An 18,901-nucleotide genomic window follows, 5' to 3' on the forward strand; every position below is an offset into this window, starting at 1 on the left:
GAGTAGGGGGCGGGTGAGTTTGACTCCCAGCGTATCGGGCTCGCGGGCGGGGGAACCCTGGCAGGTCGGATTCACCCCGCCGAAGCGGTGGTACGTCGGGCCCGGTCAGCCCTTGGCGGGGCCCCGGTTGACCCGCTCCAGGTAGGCGGTCACCTTCTTCAGGGTCTCCGCGGAGCCGAACGCTCCGCCGTGCCCGACCTTGTCGGTGACGGTGTGGAGCGCCTTGCCGCCGAGCTGCCGGGACACGGCGTCCGCCCAGGCCCTGGGCGTCGACGGGTCCTGGGTGTTGCTGAGCAGCATCGTCGGGTGCGCGCTCAGGGAGGTGACCGGGGCGTCGGAGCCGGGGGCCGGGGCGGGTGCGCCGACGCACAGCGCGGTGTAGGCGCTGGCGTTGGTGGAGTAGCCGACGGAGGGTGCGACGGCGCGGGTGGCCGCGAGGTCGCCCGCGGCGTCCTTCGCGCTGCGGACGGCCAGGTCGAAGCTGGAACAGACGATCGGGTCGGAGTACGGGACCTCCGGCGGAAGCTGCTCCTCCCCACCGGGCCCCTCCCCACCGGGCCCCTCGCCGCCGGACTCGCCGCCCCCGGGCGCCCCGCCCCCAGCAGCCGGGTTCCTGCCCTCGGAGAGCGCCTTCAGCGCCTTGGCCGCCTCGGCGAACCGGCCGTTCCCCGCAGCCGTCTGCACGAACTGCACGACGGCCGCCGCCGACCAGGGCTTGCCGTACAGGTCCCCGGGCAGTTCGCCGTCCTCCGCCTTCCGCTGCGCCTTCTTCAGCACCTCCGCGAGGTCCTGCCCGCGCAGCACGCACGCGGAGTCGGTCGCGCACCACCGGCTGAACTTCTCGTACACGGCCTCGCTGCCCGCGGCGGCCGTGGTGACGAAGTCGCGGCGCGCGAGCGCCGGGTTCATGACCCCCTCCAGCAGCGACCCGTTGACGTGCCGGCCGTACAGGCCGAGGTAGCGCTCCGCGGTGAGGGTGCCGTACGAGAACCCGTACAGATTGATCTTCCCGAGGTTCATCGCCTTGCGCAGCGCCTCGGCGTCATGGGCGTTGCTGAACGCGTCGAGGTGGCCCTTGAGGCCCTCGGGCTTCGTGGCGCACTTCGACCAGAGGGTCTTCTGATTGGCCTTCAGCGCGCTGAAGCCCGCGTCCGTGACGGGCGGGATCAGGGGAATCTTCAGCGCGTTGTCGGTGGGGCAGTGGAGTTGGCCGCTGCCGCCGATGCCGCGCGGGTCGAGGGCGACGAGGTCGTAGTCCGGGAAGTTCTCGCGCAGGGTGCCGAAGCCCATGAAGCCGAGGTCGCCGGGGCCTGGCGGCAGGTTGAGGATCGTCCCCTTCTTCTTCGACCGGTCGGCGCTCCCCCAGCGGTAGACCTGGAGGTCGACGGTGCGGGAGTCCTTCTTCGCCCAGTCGACCGGCACGGTCAGCCGGCCGCAGGTCACGCCCGGTTGGACGTCCTGCCCCTCGCACGTGCCCCAGCGGATCTTCTGCCGGTCGAACCGCGAGGTGCCCTCGGCCCGCGCCAGGGCCGTGGCGGACGCTGCGGACTCGGTGGAGGCGGAGGCAGAGGTGGAGGAAGAGGTGGGGGTGGAAGTGGAGGTGGAGACGCCTGCCGGGGAAGTGCAGCCGGCGACGCCGACACCGGCACCGGCCAGGGCCAGTGCCCCCACGAAGATCCTTCGGTGCATGAAGAGAATGTCCTCCGTCCGAGAGGCTCCGGGGCCGATGCTCCCGTCACCTCTCCCGTGCGGCGCTTCCGAGGCCCGGATTCACGCCTGCGTGCGGATTCCATCCTTCCGGCTCCCCTCGGCCCGGCCTTCACCCCGCCGGACGAGGTCGGCATGCGTCCCTCGGATGAGCCGCGTCCGGCGGGGTAACCCCGGAGGACTACCCGAGGATCAGGGATTCCCCCACCTTTCTCGCGACCCCCGCCGCCTCCCCCGCCGCCAGCGGCTCCCCGTCCACTCCGACCACGTAGAACGCGTCCACCGCACTCGCCCCCAGCGTCGACACGTGCGCACTGCGCACCCGTACCCCCGCCGCCTCCAGCGCCCGGCCGATCCGGTGCAGCAGCCCCGGCGCGTCCTGCGCCCGTACCTCCAGCACCGTCGCCTGCCGGGACGCGGCCGGTGCCACCGTCACCCGGGCGGGGGGCGCCGCCGCCCGGCGCCGCGCGGGGCCGGCCGCGTACGCCTTCTCCCGTTCGGCGAGGCGCGCGGGGATGTCGAGGCTGCCCTCCAGGGCGCGTACGAGATCGGCCCGCAGCCTGCTCGCCTCCGGCAGCGAGCCGTACGCGGCCGCCACCCGCCAGCTCAGCAGCAGTACGGGCTCGGGCGCGGGCTCCGGCACCGGGGGTTCCACCGCGCGCAGTTCGGCCGTCCGTACGGTCAGCCGGTGCATCGCCAGGACCCCGGCCACCGCGGGCAGCACCCCTGCCTGGTCCGGCACCGCGATCAGCAGTTCCACCCCGAGCGGGTCCTCGTCGCCGTCCCGCAGAGTGAGGACCGGGCCGCCGGTCCGGTGCGCCTCCACCGCCAGGCGTTCCTGTTCGACGCTCGGCGCGGCCGGTTCCGGGTCCGGCAGCGGTTCGCCCGCCAGCACGCCCGCGACCCGTTTCACCAGGTCGGCGACGAGCGACGCCCGCCAGGCCGACCAGGCGGCGGGCCCGGTGGCCAGCGCGTCGGCCTCGGTCAGCGCGTGCAGGAGTTCCAGCGTCGATGCGGTGCCGACGGCGTCCGCCACCGCCCGTACCGTCGCCGGGTCGTCCAGATCGCGCCGGGTGGCCGTCTCGACGAGCAGCAGGTGGTGGCGTACGAGGGTGGCGACGACCGCCACGTCCGGCGCGCCGAAGCCGATCCGGGCCGCCATGTCGCGGGCGATCGTCTCGCCCGCCACCGAGTGGTCGCCGGGCCAGCCCTTGCCGATGTCGTGCAGCAGGGCGGCGACGAGCAGGAGGTCGGGGCGGCCGACCCGGCGGGTCATCCCGGCGGCCCGTACCGCCGTCTCGACCAGGTGGCGGTCCACGGTCCAGGTGTGCACGGGGTTGCGCTGCGGCCTGCACCGCACCCGCTCCCAGTCCGGCAGCAGCCGGGTGACCAGGCCCTCCGCCTCCAGCGCCTCCCACACCGCGATCGCGGGCTCGCCCGCGCCGAGGAGGGTGACGAGTTCCTCGCGGGCCTCGGCGGGCCACGGCACCGGCAACTGCGGGGCCAGCTTCGCCAGTTGTCGTACGACATGGAGATTGACGGGCAGTCCGGCCTGCGCGGCGGCGGCCGCGGCACGCAGCACGAGCACCGCGTCCTTCTCGGGGCGGGCGGTGCGGGCGAGCACCGCCTCACCGTCCTGCTCGACCACGCCGTCGGCGAGCGGGGTGCGTTCGGGGGCGGGCCGCCCGCCGAGCAGCGCCTTCAGCCGGGGGCGCACGGAGCGGGCCTTCACCACCCGGGCCACTTCGCGCCAGGTGACGTCACCGGCGTACGAAATGGTGCGCGCGGCCTCGTACACCTGCCGCAGCAGCACGTCCGCGTCGAGCACGCCGAGGGCCTCGGCCACCTGGTCCTGCTCCTGGAGCGCGAGCCGGTCGGTGGCCCGGCCCGAGGTGAGGTGCAGTGCGTCGCGTACGTCGAGGAGGGTGCGGCGGGCGTCGGCGAGGCCCTCGCGGGGGGCGTCGGCGATCCAGGAGGCGGCGACGGCGCGCAGGGCGGTGGCATCGCGGAGGCCGCCCCTGGCCTCCTTGAGGTCGGGTTCGAGGAGGTACTGCAACTCGCCCGCGCGGTCCGCTCTTTCGAGGCAGAGCTCGTGGAGTTCGGGGAGGCGTCTGTGGGCCTGGTTGCGCCAGTCGGCGAGGACGGTGGTGCGCAGCGCGGTGGTGAGGCCGAGGTCGCCGGCGAGGTGGCGGGCGTCGAGCAGGCCGAGGTGCGCCTTGAGGTCGTCACCGGCCACCTTGCGGGCTTCGGCGGGGGTGCGGACGGAGTGGTCGAGGTCGAGACCGAGGTCCCAGACGGGGTACCAGATGCGGTCGGCGAAGGCGGAGACGGCGGTGGGTGGGGCGCCGTCGTGCAGGAGGAGGAGGTCGAGGTCGCTGCGGGGGGAGAGTTCGGCCCGGCCGTAGCCGCCCACGGCGACGAGGGCGGCGGTGGTTCCGGTTTCGCGGGTGGCGGTGTCGAGGAGGTCCGAGAGCCACTCGTCGGTGAGGTTTGCCAGGGCGGCGCGGCGGAAGGGGCCGGTGTGGGACTCCTCGTGGAGGAGTTGCAGCCGGGCCGCCGCGTAGCCGCTGGGACCGTCCGACGTGTGCTTGCTCGTCACCGAGTAACTCCCTTGCCAATTCGACAGAGCTGAGCGGGTCGCGCCTGCGGCGGGCGAATGCCCCTCCCCGCCCCTTCCCTAAACCGCTGACCGCGGGGCCGGGGTTTCCACCTGCGGGCACATCGTGGCTGGCCGCGCAGTTCCCCGCGCCCCTAAACGCCCCGCCCCCTCGCGCGACGGGCATACCGCCGCTCCCTTGGGCGGCGGGGCCGCCCCCCGGGGGCGGAACGGGCGGGCAAGGGAGCGGCCCCCGGCGGAGCCGAACCCTCGCCCCCGCCCCGTACACCCCACCCCCCCCACGCGGAGCTACAACGCGTCGGGCCCCCTCTCCCCCGTCCTCACCCGCACCGCCGTCTCCACCGGCACGCTCCACACCTTCCCGTCGCCGATCTTCCCGGTGCGCGCCGCCTTCACGACCACCTCGATCAGCTGCTCCGCGTCCTCGTCCTCGACCAGCACCTCGATGCGGATCTTCGGCACCAGGTCCACCGTGTACTCGGCTCCCCGGTACACCTCGGTGTGACCCCGCTGGCGCCCGTACCCGCTGGCCTCCGTGACCGTCAGGCCCTGGACGCCGAAGGACTGGAGCGCCTCCTTGATCTCGTCCAGGCGGTGCGGCTTGACGACCGCCGTGATCAGCTTCATACGTCCACCTTCTTGCTCGCGGCCGCTGCCGTCGCAGCCGTCGTCGGAGTCTGGGCCGGTGTCGGAACCGAGGTGCGGGGCGCCGCCCCGCCGCCCGCGCCGGTGAAGTCGTAGGCGGTCTCGGCGTGTTCGGTCTGGTCGATGCCGGAGACCTCGACGTCCTCCTCGACCCGCATGCCCATCACCTTGTCGATGGCGAAGGCGAGGACCGCGGAGACGATCAGGGAGTAGGCGAGGACGGCGAAGACTCCGACCGCCTGCTTGCCGAGCTGCTCAAGACCGCCCCCGTAGAAAAGGCCCTTGGCGTCGGACTGTACGCCGCCGGTGGCGAAGAACCCGACGAGCAGCGAGCCCAGCACACCGCCCACCAGGTGGACACCCACCACGTCCAGCGAATCGTCGTACCCCAGCTTGAACTTGAGCCCCACCGCCATCGCACACACCACACCCGCGATGGCACCGACGGCGATCGCCCCGAGCGGCGAGACCGAGCCGCCCGCCGGGGTGATCGCGACCAGACCCGCGACCGCGCCCGAGGCCGCGCCCAGCGTCGTGAACGCGCCGTGCCGGATCTTCTCGTACGCCAGCCAGGCCAGCATCGCCGCCGCCGTCGCCACCTGGGTGTTGACGAACATGACCGCACCCACGCCGTCGTCGTTGCCCAGCCACGACCCGGCGTTGAAGCCGAACCAGCCGAACCACAGCAGTCCGGCGCCGAGCATCACCAGCGGCAGGCTGTGCGGGCGCATCGGGTCCTTCTTGAAGCCGACCCGCTTCCCGATGACGAGGATCACGCCGAGGGCCGCCGCACCCGCGTTGATGTGGACGGCCGTGCCGCCCGCGAAGTCGATGACGCCCATCTCGAAGAGCCAGCCGCCCGCGCCCCACACCCAGTGCGCGACGGGGAAGTAGACGACGATCGCCCACAGGGTGATGAAGAGCGCCCACGCGGTGAACTTCACCCGGTCCGCGAGCGCCCCGCTGATCAGCGCCGGGGTGAGCACCGCGAACATCAGCTGGAAGACGGCGAAGACGTACACCGGGATGGTGTAGCCGTCCCAGAGTTCGGTGAGGCCGATGCCGCTGAGGCCGACGTAGTCGGAGCTCCAGCCGATGACGGAGCCCAGGTCGTCGCCGAAGGCGAGGCTGAAGCCGAAGAGCACCCACAGGATGGTGACGATCCCGAGGCTGATGAAGCTCATCATCAGCATGTTGAGGGTGGACTTGACCCTGACCATGCCTCCGTAGAAGAAGGCCAGGGCCGGCGTCATCAGCATCACCATGGCGGAGCAGATGAGCATGAAGCCGGTATTGGCGGCGGACAGCGTGGGGGTGTCCGCGGCAAGCGTCACCGTCGCCGTCACGGCGTCCGTCGTGATGCCTGGGGGCATCGGCGTCTCCTCGTCCTCGGGGGCCAGTGCGGGGTGGCTGGTTATGGACCCAGAGAGTGGCGGAGCGCGGTTTCGGAAGACGTCGCTCGATGTTTCGCGGCAGTGACGATGACCGCGTGCACGTTACGGGGAAATGAACTGCCGGATCACCGGCCGCAGCGGTGCGCGGCGGGCGCCGGCCGAACGAGCCGACCGCGACAGCTACCCGGGTGACCTGGCGGCGGGGGAGCCGAATCGGGCTTCACGGGATGACTGTCGCGGCCGGGTAGGTGGGCCCTACACCGCCTCTGCGGCTTCGGGCAGCTGCGCCCCCAACTGGTCGGTCAGGTCGATGACTTCGGCCACGTCACCGAATTCGCGCACCGCCCCTTCGACGGTCTTGCGGATCCGGTTGTTGACCCGCTCGGACCTGACCTTCCCGGCGACCTCCAGGGCGCGCTGGGAGAAGTCGACGGCCTGCTCGGGCTCCCTCTTGAGGAGGTGCACCGTGGCCATGCCGATGAGGTTGAGTGCGTACGAGCGCTGGTGCTCGGTGTCCTTCTCGAAGAGCTGCACGGCCCGGTCCATGACGGGCTCGGCGAGCGAGGCGTACGTGGGGCTGCGGCCTGCCACGTAGGCGAGGTCGCGGTAGGAGTGCGAGTTCTCGCCGTTGAGTTCGGCCTCGGAGAAGAAGCGGATCCAGTCCGGGTCCGTCTCGTCGTCGAGCCCGGCGTCGGTGAAGGTGTCCTCGGCCATCCGCACGGCCCGCTTGCACTTGCTGGGCTGGCCCATGTTGGCGTACGCCCGGGCCTCCATCGCATACAGCATCGCCTGGGTGCGGGCGGTGGCGCAGTCGCGGCTGCCGTACTGGGCGAGGTGGACCAGTTCGAGGGCGTCGTCGGGCCGGCCGAGGTGGATCATCTGGCGGCTCATGCTGGAGAGGATGTACGAGCCGAGCGGCTTGTCGCCCGCTTCCTTGGCGGCGTGCAGCGCGAGCACGAAGTACTTCTGGGCGGTGGGCTGGAGGCCGATGTCGTAACTCATCCAGCCGGCCAGTTCGGAGAGTTCGGCGGCGCACCGGAACAGGCGCTTGGAGGTGGCGCCGGGCTGCGGTTCCTGGAGGAGGTCGGTGACCTCGTGGAGCTGGCCGACGACGGCCTTGCGGCGCAGTCCGCCACCGCACTGGGCGTCCCACTGGCGGAACATCATGGTGGTGGATTCGAGGAGTTGCAGCTCCGGCTCGGACAGCCGGGAGGGCCGCCGGGAGGCGCTCGCGGACTCCGCGGGGGCGGGGTCGCCCGCGGGCGCGGGCACCAGCCAGCGCTGCATCGGCTCGATGAGCCCGGGGCCCGCGGACAGTGCGAGCGCGGAGCCGAGGAAGCCCCGGCGGGCCAGCATCAGGTCGCTGCGGGAGAACTCGCTCAGCAGCGAGACGGTCTGCGGTCCGGCCCACGGGAGGTCGACCCCGGAGACGGACGGCGACTGGTGCGCGGCCCGCAGTCCGAGGTCCTCGATGGCGACGACCGCGCCGAAGCGCTCGGAGAACAGCTCGGAGAGGATGCGCGGAATGGGCTCGCGCGGATTCTCGCCGTCCAGCCAGCGGCGTACCCGCGAGGTGTCGGTACTGATGTGGTGGGCGCCCATCTGCCGCGCCCTGCGGTTGACCTGGCGCGCCAGCTCGCCCTTGGACCAGCCGCTGCGCGCGAACCACGAACCGAGCTGCTCGTTCGGGCGCTTTCCAGCGTGTCCGTCGCTACCGCTGCTGCCGCCCACAGGAACGCCCCCATTCCGTCGTCGCCGCCGTCCGCACCGGACGTGCCGGCGTCTTTGCCGGGCGTCCGTACTGCCCACCCGGAGCGGGCCGCACACCGCGCTCCGGGAACTCTCCTCGAATCATCCGCCTGAATCCCTTACAGAATGCCGCCGTTCGGGGCTCTCTGTCCGCAGGATGCGCCCCCTCGAACGGGAATCCGGCTTGCCTCCGGCATACCCATGAACGCGCGCACTTCCGGGTTCATGCACCAAAAGTAATCCTACGATCACCCCTCCGGCGAGGGCACTTACAGAAACGCCACCATTCGCCACCCCTCCGAGTGAACTCCCCTGCGGGCAGGCGCGATTCACTTGACACAGGACGATCAGGAGCAGGCGGAACGACGCACGCCGGAGCGCGCACGGAATTCCGCACCACCCCGGAAGACCCCATACGCCGCCGATGCCGGAATTCGGGGGCGCGTCCACCAGCAGAATGCGACAGAGGGTCATCGGACAGCTCCACGTCGTAACCACCGGCGAGTTCGACCCGTTGGAGGGGGCATGGGCTTCACGATCGGCGGCATCCGGGACATGCGGTCCGGCACTCGGCGCCGCGGCCGTACGACAGAGGGCACAGCGGTGGCGGAGTACACCGGGCTGTGGGGCTGGGACGTGGTCCCGGGCGCGAGGGCGGTCGCGGGCGTCTGCTCCTGCGGCGACGCGGCGTGCCCGGCCCCGGGCGCCCACCCCTTCGACTTCGCCCCGGTGGTCCCGGCGGGGGCCACGCTGGACGAGGTCACGGCCGCCTGGGCGCAGTTCCCCGGCGCCGCGGTGCTGCTGCCGGTCGGCACGTCCTTCGACGTGCTCGACGTGGCCGAGGCGGCCGGGCGGCGCGCGCTGGTCCGGCTGGAGCGGATGGGCATTCCGCTCGGCCCGGTGGCGGTGACGCCGGACGGCCGCGCGCACTTCTTCGTCGCACCGGGCGCGGCGGCGGCGCTGCCCGAACTCCTCTACCGGATGGGCTGGGACGACGCGGAGCTGGACCTGCGCTGCCTGGGCACCGGGGCGTACGTGACCGCTCCCCCGTCGGACCACGCGGGCCTGGGCCAGGTCCGCTGGCTGCGCCCGCCCGCACTGGACACGGCGACCAAACCCCCGCAGGCACGACTGCTGCTGGGCACCCTGGCGTACATCTGCCACCGCCACCTGGCCTGAAGCCTTCTCCCCGGAAAGCCGAAGGACCCCCACCGCACCCCCTGCCCCACGCGCCCCATACCGAAGGGCCCCCACCGCATCTGCACCATGCGGCGGGGGCCCTTCTTCGTACGGCGGTGTCGCGCGGCCCGCGGGCCGGGGGCGGAGGGCGGGGTTCAGTCCCCGATCAGCGCGTCCACGAACGCCTCGGGCTCGAACGGAGCCAGGTCGTCCGGGCCCTCGCCGAGGCCCACCAGCTTGACCGGTACGCCCAGTTCGCGCTGGACGGCGATGACGATGCCGCCCTTGGCAGTGCCGTCCAGCTTGGTGAGCACGATGCCGGTGATGTTCACGACCTCGGCGAACACCCGCGCCTGGACCAGGCCGTTCTGCCCGGTGGTGGCGTCGAGGACGAGGAGCACCTCGTCGAGCGGGCCGTGCTTCTCCACGACGCGCTTGACCTTGCCGAGCTCGTCCATGAGTCCGGTCTTGGTGTGCAGCCGGCCCGCCGTGTCGATGAGCACGACGTCCGCGCCCTCGGCGATGCCCTCCTTGACCGCGTCGAAGGCGATCGACGCCGGGTCGCCGCCCTCCGGGCCCCGTACCGTACGGGCGCCGACGCGCTCGCCCCAGGTCTGGAGCTGGTCGGCGGCGGCGGCACGGAAGGTGTCGGCCGCGCCGAGCACCACCGAGCGTCCGTCGGCCACCAGGACGCGGGCCAGCTTGCCGGTGGTGGTGGTCTTGCCGGTGCCGTTGACGCCGACGACCATCACGACGCCGGGGGTGTCGAGGCCGCTCTCGGTCTTCACGGCGCGGTCCACGTCGGTGCCGATCAGGGCGAGCAGCTCCTCGCGGAGCAGGCTGCGCAGTTCGTCCGGGGTACGGGTGCCGAGCACGCGGACGCGCTCGCGCAGCCGCTCGACCAGTTCCTGGGTGGGAGCGACGCCGACGTCGGCGGTGAGGAGGGTGTCCTCGATCTCCTCCCAGGTGTCCTCGTCGAGGTTGTCGCGCGAGAGCAGCGTGAGCAGGCCCTTGCCGAGCGAGTTCTGGGAGCGGGCGAGCCGGGCGCGCAGCCGTACGAGACGGCCGGCGGTGGGCTCGGGCACGTCGAGCGCGGGGGCGGTGGCCTCGGTGGGCGCCGCCTCCTCGACGGGCGGTTCGACGACGACCGGGGTCTCGGCGGGCCCCGGGAGGTCTACCTCCTCGATGGTGCGGCGCGCTTCGTCCTTCGGCGGAGCGGCGTCCTCGCCCACCTGAGGTTCGGCGGGCGGGGCAGTGATGGTCGGCGTGCTCGGCGGCGCCGAGGGCGGCAGCTGCTTCTTCTTGCGGCTGCTGACCACGAGCCCGCTGATGGCGCCGACCGCGACCAGGGCGATGACTACAGCAAGGATGAGGATGTCCATAACCCGACCAGTATCGGCCACGGAAGCCCACGGGGCCCCAATTGGACGTTCCTCCAAGTGACATACCCGCCACAAGGCTGGCAGTCGGGTCAAAGTACGATGGCCGTGCCTGTATCAACGCGCGTAGAGTCCTGACGATCACTCCCCCACCGGTCCGCAACGTCGCGGGCCGAGCGAGAGGCATGGAACCCCCACCCATGAGCACCACCGCCGAAACCCCCACCGCCGCCGAAGGCACGGTCGAGACCCGAGGCCTCGAACCGGTCCCGGACAACGAGCGCAACGGCCATGTCCGCGAGCTGTTCCCCACCTGGGTGGCCGCCAACATCAGCGTGCTCCTGCTCACCATGGGCGCCGGCCTGATCGTCTTCAACGGGCTGAACTTCTGGCAGGTGCTCGTCGTCGCCTTCGCCGCGCCGATCGTCAGCTACGGCCTGGTCGGCCTGATCTCGATCGCCGGCAAGCGCGGCGGCTCCCCCGGCATGGCGCTCTCGCGGGCGGTGTTCGGCCAGCGCGGCAACCTCTTCCCGGGTTCGCTGATCTGGGTGGCCCGCTGGGGCTGGGAGACGATCAACGCGGTCACCGGCGCGTACGCGGTGCTGACCGTCCTGGACCTGCTCTTCGGCGTCAAGAGCAACACCACCCTCGTGGTCGTCACCCTGCTGCTCTTCGTGGCCTGCACGTTCGTCGTCTCGGGCCTGGGCATCAAGGCGCTGCAGATCTGCCAGAAGTGGTCGACGTACCTCTTCGGCGTCTTCTCCGTGCTCGTGCTGGTCTACCTGATCGCCAACACCGACTGGGCGTCCGTCTTCGCCAAGCCCGCCGGGTCCACCGCGATGCTGATCGCGGGCATCGGCACCATCGCCGCGGGCGGCATCAGCTGGGTCCCCTCCGGTCCTGACTTCACCCGCTACCTGCCCCGCAACGCCTCCAACAAGGGCATGGTCGGCGCCTCCATCGGCGGCGCGGGCATCGTGGTCCTCCCGATGGTCCTGATGGGTGCGGTGATGGCCGTCTCCACCCCGAACCTGGCGAGCGCGCAGGACCCGGTCTCCTTCATCGGCGAGCTGCTGCCGATGTGGATCTCGGTCCCGTACCTGGTGATCGCCCTGATCGGGATGCTGCTGATCAACTCGATGTCGATGTACTCGGCGGGCTTCACCGCACAGACGCTGGGCATCAATGTGCCGCGCGCCTGGGCCGTCAGTGTGAACGCGGTCATCAGCCTGGTCTTCGGCTTCCTGCTGATGGTGGTGGCGACCAGCTTCATCGGCTCGTTCATCTCCTTCCTGACGCTGCTCGCGGTGGCGTTCTCGGCCTGGATCGGCGTCTTCGGGGTCGACATGCTGAAGCGCAAGTCGTACGACGGTGAGGCGCTGATGGACACCAAGAGGACCAGCGCCTACTGGTACAGCGGCGGCTTCGCCTGGTCCGCGATGATCGCCTGGGGCGTGGCCCTGGTGGTCGGCCTGCTCTTCACCAAGGTCGAGTGGTTCACCGGCCCGCTGGCCACCACCTGGCTCGGCGCGAACGGGCTCGGCTGGGTCGTCACAATCGTCGCCGCCGGTGTGCTGTACGCGGTCCTGCCGCGCGCACAGGCCCCCGCGGCCCACGAGGAGCCCGCCGAAAGCCTGTCCATCTGACGCTTCGTCAGCTACGGTCCCCCTTCGCCAACCCACTTCGGCGGAGGGGGATCTCTCGTCATGGCCTACTCGGTGGTCCGGTTCAACCTGGTCGATCCCGAGGCGACGCCCGCCTCCCTGAGCGCCCGCTACCGCGCTGCCCTGGAGATGGCCGCGTACGCCGACGAACACGGCGTCGACACGGTCCAGACGGAGGAGCACCACGGCGCCGCCAACGGCTGGCTGCCCTCCCCCTTCACCTTCGCGGGCGCCGTCTTCGGCGCGACACAGCGCATCGCGGTCACCGTCTCGGCGATCATCGGCCCGCTGTACGACCCGCTGCGCCTGGCCGAGGACATCGCCGTGCTCGACCTGCTGAGCGGGGGCCGGCTGGTCACGGTCGCCGGGATCGGCTACCGCCCCGAGGAGTACGAGCAGCTGGGCGCCGAGTGGGGCCGGCGCGGCAAGCTCCAGGACGAGCTCCTGGAGACCCTCCTCAAGGCGTGGTCCGGCGAGCCCTTCACGTTCCGCGGCCGCACCGTCCGCGTCACCCCGCGCCCGTACACCCGGCCGCACCCGATGCTGCTGGCCGGCGGCAGTTCGAAGGCGGCGGCCCGGCGGGCGGCCAGGCTCGGGCTGCCGTTCTTCCCGAGCGCCCACCTGCCGGAGCTCCAGCGCTTCTACGAGGAGGAGTGCGCGCGGCACGGCACGTCGGGCTTCTGCATGATGCCGGGCGCGGTGACCCCGCTGCTGCACCTCAGCGAGGACCCGGACCGCGCCTGGGCGACGTACGGCGAGCACTTCCTGCACGAGGCACGTACGTACGCCTCCTGGCAGTCGAAGGACATCAGCTCGGCGGTCCGCTCGGCCGCGACGACGGTCGAGGAGCTGCGTGCCGAGGGGGTCTACCGGATCCTCACGCCCGAGCAGTGCGCGGCCCTGGACACCCGGAGTCTGGTGCTGCATCCGCTGTGCGGCGGGATGCCGGTGGAGGAGGGACAGCGCAGCCTGCGGCTGTTCGCACAAGACGTACTGCCCCGGCTCAAGGGTGAGCCGGGGCAGTGACGGTGACGATGAAGATGAAGGTGAAGGTGACCGGTACGACGCGGGGCGTCAGCTCATGTCCTCAAGCTTCTTGCCCTTGGTCTCGGGGACGAACTTGACGATGAACGCGATCGAGAGGAACGCGAAGGCCGCGTACATCACGTAGGTCAGCGACAGGTTCCAGTCCGACATGCTCGGGAAGGTCTTGGTGATCGCGAAGTTGGCCAGCCACTGGGCCATGACCGCGACACCGAGGGCGGCGGAGCGGATGCGGCTCGGGAAGATCTCGGCCAGCCAGACCCAGACGACGACACCCCAGGACAGGGCGAAGAAGAGCACGAACAGGTTGGCCGCGACCAGTGCGATGACGCCCCAGCTGTGCGGCAGGGTGGCGCCCTCGGTGGCCTGCTGGCCGAAGGCCACCGCCATCACGGCGAGGGTGGCGCCCATGCCGACGGAGCCGATGAGGGCGAGCGGCTTGCGGCCGATCCGGTCGACGAACAGCATCGCGATGACCGTACCGATGATGTTCACGATCGAGGTCTCGAACGAGTAGAAGAACGAGCTCGACGGGTCGATGCCGACGGACTGCCACAGGATGTTCGAGAAGTAGAAGATGACGTTGATGCCGACCAGCTGCTGGAACACCGAGAGGCCGATGCCGATCCAGACGATGGGCAGCAGACCGCCCTTGCCGCCGCGCAGGTCCTTGAAGGTCGACTTGTGCTCGCTGCGCACGTCGGCGTGGATCTCGGCGACCCGGGCGTCCAGGTCGGAGTGGGGCTCGATCTCGGCGAGGATCTTCTTCGCCTGCTCGGTGCGTCCCGCCTGGACCAGGAAGCGCGGGGACTCGGGGATCAGGAAGGACATCAGGCCGTAGATGACGGACGGGACGACCATCACGATCAGCATCCACTGCCAGGTCTCCAGGCCCATCAGCTGGGCGCGCTCCGCACCGCCGGCCCGCAGGATCGCGTAGTTGACCAGCTGCGAGGTGGCGATGCCGATGACGATGGCGGCCTGCTGGAAGGAGGTCAGCCGGCCCCGGTACGCGGGCGGGGCGACCTCGGCGATGTAGGCCGGGCCGACCACGGAGGCCATGCCGATGGCGATGCCGCCGAGGATGCGCCAGAAGCCCAGGTCCCAGACGGAGAACGGCAGGCCCGAACCGATCGCGCTGATGGTGAAGAGGGTGGCCGCGATCTGCATGACGCGGATGCGCCCGATCCGGTCGGCGATCCTGCCCGCGATCATCGCGCCGACGGCACAACCGAGCAGCGCGATGGCGGCGACGGTGCCCAGGGACCCGGAGCTCAGGCCGAACTTGCTTTGGATGCCGGAGTTGGCGCCGTTGATGACGGAGCTGTCGTAGCCGAAGAGGAAGCCACCGAGGGCCGCGGCCGCGGTGATGAAGATGACATGGCCGAGATGATCCGGTGCGGCTTGGCCGCCGGACGCCGACGGCGTCTTCGCTGTGCTGGTCACGTGAACTCCTGGACCCGGCCGCGTTGCCGGGTATGTCCGTGGGGGGCAGCCTTCAGGTGACTCCCAGTGGGGCACAACTCGACGTCACGCACCACTTGGGACCGACTGAACGCAGCTGGAACGGAGGAGATCGTATGCCTTCAACTTTTGAAGTCCGATCCGGGGTCCAGTCGCGCCCATTGTGGACGTGTCCCCGGTTTTGACAGAGGCAATCACCGCAAGTCATTCAGTTATTGAAGAGTTAAAGGGTTCAACCGGGTTCACCGAAGACGCTGGCTGATGACCTTCGAGACCCCGTCGCCCTGCATCGAGACGCCGTAGAGGGCGTCCGCCACCTCCATCGTGCGCTTCTGGTGCGTGATCACGATCAGCTGGGAGCTCTCCTGGAGCTCCTTCATGATCCGAATCAGCCGCTGGAGGTTGGTGTCGTCCAACGCCGCCTCGACCTCGTCCATCACATAGAACGGGCTCGGCCGCGCCTTGAAGATCGACACCAGCAGCGCCACGGCGGTCAGCGAGCGCTCGCCGCCGGACAGCAGCGAGAGCCGCTTGACCTTCTTGCCCGGCGGACGCGCCTCGACGTCGACGCCGGTGGTCAGCATGTTGTCGGGATCGGTGAGGATCAGCCGCCCCTCGCCGCCCGGGAACAGCCGCGAGAAGACGCCCTCGAACTCCCGCGCCGTGTCCCGGTACGCCTCGGTGAACACCTGCTCCACCCGCTCGTCGACCTCCTTGATCACCTGGAGCAGGTCGGTCCGGGTCCGCTTGAGGTCCTCCAGCTGCTCGGAGAGGAACTGGTGCCGCTCCTCCAGCGCCGCGAACTCCTCAAGCGCCAGCGGATTCACCTTCCCGAGCTGCTGATACGCCCGTTCGGCTGCCTTGAGCCGCTTCTCCTGCTCCGCGCGCACGAAGGGGCGCGGCCGGTTGCGCACGTCCTCGGGGTCCTCGGGCAGGGTCTCCCCCTCGGCGGCGGGCGAGGAGGGCACCGGCAGGTCGGGCCCGTACTCCGCCACCAGCGAGGCCGGCTCCACCCCCAGCTCCTCCAGGGCCCTGGTCTCCAGCTGCTCGATGCGCAGCCGCTTCTCCGCCCCGAGCACCTCGCCCCGGTGCACCGAGTCGGTCAGCTTGTCGAGCTCCTGGGCGAGCTCCCTGCCCCGGCCGCGCTCGGCGACCAGTTCGCGCTCACGCTCCGCCTTGGCGGCCTCCGCGACCGAGCGCTCCTCGGCCGCCCGGCCGAGGGAGACCTCAGCGTGCGCGAGGAGCTGCCGGGCGCCCGTCGCGACGGCTGCCGCGACCCGCGCCTCGTACCGCATCCGCTCGCGCCGCTGCTGCGCGCGGGCGCGTGCCTCGCGCTCGGCGCGGGCGCCCCGGTCGAGGGCGTCGGCCCGGCCCGCCAGCGCCTTGACCCGCTCCTCGTGGGTACGGGCCTGGAGGCGTGCCTCCATCTCGGTCTGCCGGGCGTTGGCGCCGTCGGCCGCGAGCCGGTCGCGCACCGAGGTGTCCGGCTCCTCCTCCACGGGCGCCTCCTCGGCCACCGCGAGCCGCTCCGCGAGCACCTCGGCCTCCTCGGTGGCCCGCTCCAGCGCCTCCTGCGCCTTGGCCGCGGCCGCCGCCGAGCGCTCCGCCTCACCGGCCGCCCCGCGCGCCTGCCCCGCCAGCCGCCCGAGCTGCTGCGCCACCGCCGACCGCTCCCGGTCCCCGGCCCGCCGCCGCTCCGCGCACTCCTCGACGGCGACGGCGCAGGCCCGCTTGCGCTCGGCCGCGTCCCGCTGCGCCCCGGCCAGCTCCTCGCACCGGACGTCCAGCTCCAGCAGCTCCGCGTCCGCCTCGTCGACGGACGCCCGTACCTCCAGCAGACTCGGCGCCCCGGCCGACCCGCCCTGCGCGAAGCGCGCCCCCAGCACATCGCCCTCGGCGGTGACGGCGGTCAGCGCGGGGTGCGCGTAGACCAGGTCCTCGGCGTCCTCCAGCGTCCCCACCACGACGACCCCGTGCAGCAACTGCCGTACGGCGGGCATCAGTTCCCCGGGCCCCCGCACGAATTCGACGGCGTACGGAGCAGGAGCCTGCGGCAGCTCGGACGGCTCCGCCCCCTCCCCCGCCACCAGCAGCGCCGCCCGCCCCGCGTCCTGCTTGCGCAGCAGCCGCAGCGCCTCGGCGGCGGCCGCCGGGCCACTGACCGCGAGCGCGTCCGCCGCCGCCCCCAGGGCCGCCGCCACCTGCACCTCGTAACCGGGAGCGACCGTCAGCAGCTCCGCCGCGGGCCCGAGCAGCCCGGTCAGCTGCTCGCCCGCGCCCAGCAGCGCCCCGGTGCCGTCCTTGCGGCGCAGCCCGAGCGCCAGCGCCTCGCGCCGCGCGGAGGTGGCGGCACGTTCCCGCTCGGCCGCCGTCAGCTCCTCCCGTACGGCGGTCAGTTCCCGCTCCGCGTCGGCGAGTTCCCGCTTGGCGTCGTCGTGCCGTACGCCCAGCTCCTCGTCGCCCGCGTCCAGCCCGTCGACCTCCGCCTTGAGCTGCTCGTACTCCTCCTGGGCGGCGGAGGCACGTTCCTGCGCAGCGTCCCTGGCCTCGGCGAGCCGCTCGATCTCCGCCCGCGCCGAACCCGCCCTGCCCCGGGCCGCGTTGACCTGCCCGCCGAGCCTCGCCAGCCCCTCGCGGCGGTCGGCGATGGCGCGCGCGAGGTCCTTGAGGCGGCGCTCCTCGGCCGCGAGCTCGCGCTCCAGCTCGCCCCGGTGCCCGACGGTGTCCTCCAGTGCGTGCCGGGCCGCCTCCAGCGCGGCCTCCAGCTCGGCCTCCTGCTCCCGGATCCGCGCGGCCTCGCGCTCCATGTCCTCGGGGTCGCGGCCGCGCCGCTCCTCCTCGGGTGCCGCGTTCGCACTGGCCACCCGGGCGTCGGCGAGGGAGATCGTGCCCCGTACCCGCTCCGCGAACTGCGACAGCTCGTACCAGGACTGCTGCGCCCGCTGGAGCCGGGGCGCCAGCCGCCGCACCTCCTCCTCCAGCTCCGCCTCACGCTGCTGGGCGGCCTTGAGCGCGCTCTCGGCGGACTCCTTGCGCGCCTTGAGCGCGGCCTCGTCCGCGATCTCCGCGCCGAGCGCCCGGCGCATCGTGACGAGGTCGTCCGCGAGCAGCCGCAGCCGTACGTCGCGCAGGTCGGCCTGGATCACGGCGGCCCGCCGGGCCACGGCGGCCTGACGCCCCAACGGCTTGAGCTGGCGCCGGAGTTCACCGGTCAGGTCCTCGACCCGCGCCAGGTTCGCCTTCATCGACTCCAGCTTCCGCAGCGCCTTCTCCTTGCGCTTGCGGTGCTTGAGGACGCCCGCCGCCTCCTCGATGAAGGCACGGCGGCCCATCGGATCGGCGTGCAGTACGGAGTCGAGCTGGCCCTGTCCGACGATGACGTGCATCTCGCGGCCGATGCCGGAGTCGGAGAGCAGTTCCTGGATGTCGAGCAGCCGGCAGGTGTCGCCGTTGATCTGGTACTCGCTGCCGCCGTTGCGGAACATGATGCGCGTGAGGGTGACCTCGGCGTACTCGATGGGCAGCGCGCCGTCGGAGTTGTCGATGGTGAGGGACACCTCGGCACGACCCAGCGGGGGCCGCCCGGTGGTGCCGGCGAAGATGACGTCCTCCATCTTGCCGCCGCGCAGCGATTTGGCGCCCTGCTCGCCCATGACCCAGGAGAGCGCGTCCACCACGTTGGACTTGCCCGACCCGTTGGGGCCCACGACACAGGTGATGCCCGGCTCGAAGCGGAGCGTCGTGGCGGAGGCGAAGGATTTGAAGCCGCGGAGGGTCATGGCCTTGAGGTGCACGCAGCCGGACTTTACCGCCCTGCACACTTCCGCCACCGCGCATCCGCACCGGCGGTGCGCGCCACGCCCGCGGCGCCGGCGGTTTCACCCATCAAGGTGCAGGGCACATCAGATGTTGAGGGAACGTCGAGGAAACGAGAACACGAAGCGAAGGCGCGGCAAAGAAAGAAGGGACGCCGGAGCGCCCCTTGCAGATCTCGCTGCGACTGCTTCGGGGCAGGGCGATGCCCAAGGATTTTCCTTGCCCGAGATACAGGAGTACCGG

11 protein-coding genes are annotated in these 18,901 nt (G+C 71.7%); 3 read left to right on the forward strand and 8 right to left on the reverse strand.

All coding sequences use genetic code 11. The annotated features are described in order from the left end of the window. Nucleotides 1-105: 105 nt before the first annotated feature. From ACZ5PB_RS35175 to nsdA, 5 genes are all read right to left on the reverse strand, one after another. Nucleotides 106-1,689, reverse strand: coding sequence for an alpha/beta fold hydrolase (locus tag ACZ5PB_RS35175; RefSeq protein WP_468696916.1), 1,584 nt, complete (start codon nt 1,687-1,689; stop codon nt 106-108). 199 nt (nt 1,690-1,888) lie between these two features. Continuing rightward, on the reverse strand, nt 1,889-4,306 hold the full coding sequence (locus ACZ5PB_RS35180) for a [protein-PII] uridylyltransferase (RefSeq protein ID WP_468696918.1): 2,418 nt from the start codon (nt 4,304-4,306) through the stop codon (nt 1,889-1,891). A 306-nt stretch (nt 4,307-4,612) separates the two neighbouring features. Next, entirely contained in the window at nt 4,613-4,951 is a 339-nt protein-coding gene (locus tag ACZ5PB_RS35185; RefSeq protein ID WP_468696919.1) for a P-II family nitrogen regulator, read from the reverse strand. Continuing rightward, nucleotides 4,948-6,342, reverse strand: a complete 1,395-nt coding sequence (locus ACZ5PB_RS35190; RefSeq protein ID WP_468696920.1) for an ammonium transporter — start codon at nt 6,340-6,342, stop codon at nt 4,948-4,950. The genes ACZ5PB_RS35185 and ACZ5PB_RS35190 overlap by 4 nt, the downstream gene beginning before the upstream one ends. A 276-nt stretch (nt 6,343-6,618) precedes the next feature. Next, nucleotides 6,619-8,094: a transcriptional repressor NsdA gene (gene nsdA / locus ACZ5PB_RS35195; protein WP_468696921.1), complete on the reverse strand. Its 1,476-nt coding sequence runs from the start codon at nt 8,092-8,094 to the stop codon at nt 6,619-6,621. Nucleotides 8,095-8,637: 543 nt separating this feature from the next. Between nsdA and ACZ5PB_RS35200 the strand changes: the two genes are divergently transcribed. Next, on the forward strand, nt 8,638-9,291 hold the full coding sequence (locus tag ACZ5PB_RS35200; protein WP_468696922.1) for a bifunctional DNA primase/polymerase: 654 nt from the start codon (nt 8,638-8,640) through the stop codon (nt 9,289-9,291). A gap of 155 nt (nt 9,292-9,446) precedes the next feature. Here ACZ5PB_RS35200 and ftsY read toward each other — a convergent pair whose 3' ends face one another. Further along, the gene (gene ftsY / locus ACZ5PB_RS35205) at nt 9,447-10,673 is read right to left on the reverse strand and encodes a signal recognition particle-docking protein FtsY (protein ID WP_468696923.1); all 1,227 of its coding nucleotides are present in this window, start codon (nt 10,671-10,673) and stop codon (nt 9,447-9,449) included. A gap of 197 nt (nt 10,674-10,870) precedes the next feature. On the opposite strand from ftsY, the gene ACZ5PB_RS35210 reads away from it, so the two are divergent. After that, nucleotides 10,871-12,316 (forward strand): purine-cytosine permease family protein, encoded by a 1,446-nt coding sequence (locus tag ACZ5PB_RS35210; RefSeq protein ID WP_468696924.1) that lies wholly within the window; start codon nt 10,871-10,873, stop codon nt 12,314-12,316. A gap of 60 nt (nt 12,317-12,376) precedes the next feature. Then, nucleotides 12,377-13,360 (forward strand): LLM class flavin-dependent oxidoreductase, encoded by a 984-nt coding sequence (locus tag ACZ5PB_RS35215; protein WP_468696925.1) that lies wholly within the window; start codon nt 12,377-12,379, stop codon nt 13,358-13,360. Nucleotides 13,361-13,408: 48 nt separating this feature from the next. Here the strand turns inward: ACZ5PB_RS35215 and ACZ5PB_RS35220 are convergent, their stop codons facing one another. Both ACZ5PB_RS35220 and smc read right to left on the reverse strand, forming a co-directional pair. Continuing rightward, nucleotides 13,409-14,824: a sugar porter family MFS transporter gene (locus tag ACZ5PB_RS35220; RefSeq protein WP_468696926.1), complete on the reverse strand. Its 1,416-nt coding sequence runs from the start codon at nt 14,822-14,824 to the stop codon at nt 13,409-13,411. A 260-nt stretch (nt 14,825-15,084) separates the two neighbouring features. Beyond that, nucleotides 15,085-18,636: a chromosome segregation protein SMC gene (smc, locus tag ACZ5PB_RS35225; protein ID WP_468696927.1), complete on the reverse strand. Its 3,552-nt coding sequence runs from the start codon at nt 18,634-18,636 to the stop codon at nt 15,085-15,087. Nucleotides 18,637-18,901 lie beyond the last annotated feature (265 nt).

The sequence above is a fragment of the Streptomyces sp. NPDC032721 genome (genome assembly GCF_055579625.1).

Coding starts and splice junctions, on each gene's coding strand:
- ACZ5PB_RS35210 (WP_468696924.1), top strand. CDS start 10,871: ATGAGCACCACCGCCGAAACCCCCACCGCCGCCGAAGGCACGGTCGAG.
- ACZ5PB_RS35190 (WP_468696920.1), bottom strand. CDS start 6,342: ATGCCCCCAGGCATCACGACGGACGCCGTGACGGCGACGGTGACGCTT.
- ACZ5PB_RS35185 (WP_468696919.1), bottom strand. CDS start 4,951: ATGAAGCTGATCACGGCGGTCGTCAAGCCGCACCGCCTGGACGAGATC.
- ACZ5PB_RS35200 (WP_468696922.1), top strand. CDS start 8,638: ATGGGCTTCACGATCGGCGGCATCCGGGACATGCGGTCCGGCACTCGG.
- ftsY (WP_468696923.1), bottom strand. CDS start 10,673: ATGGACATCCTCATCCTTGCTGTAGTCATCGCCCTGGTCGCGGTCGGC.
- ACZ5PB_RS35215 (WP_468696925.1), top strand. CDS start 12,377: ATGGCCTACTCGGTGGTCCGGTTCAACCTGGTCGATCCCGAGGCGACG.
- ACZ5PB_RS35175 (WP_468696916.1), bottom strand. CDS start 1,689: ATGCACCGAAGGATCTTCGTGGGGGCACTGGCCCTGGCCGGTGCCGGT.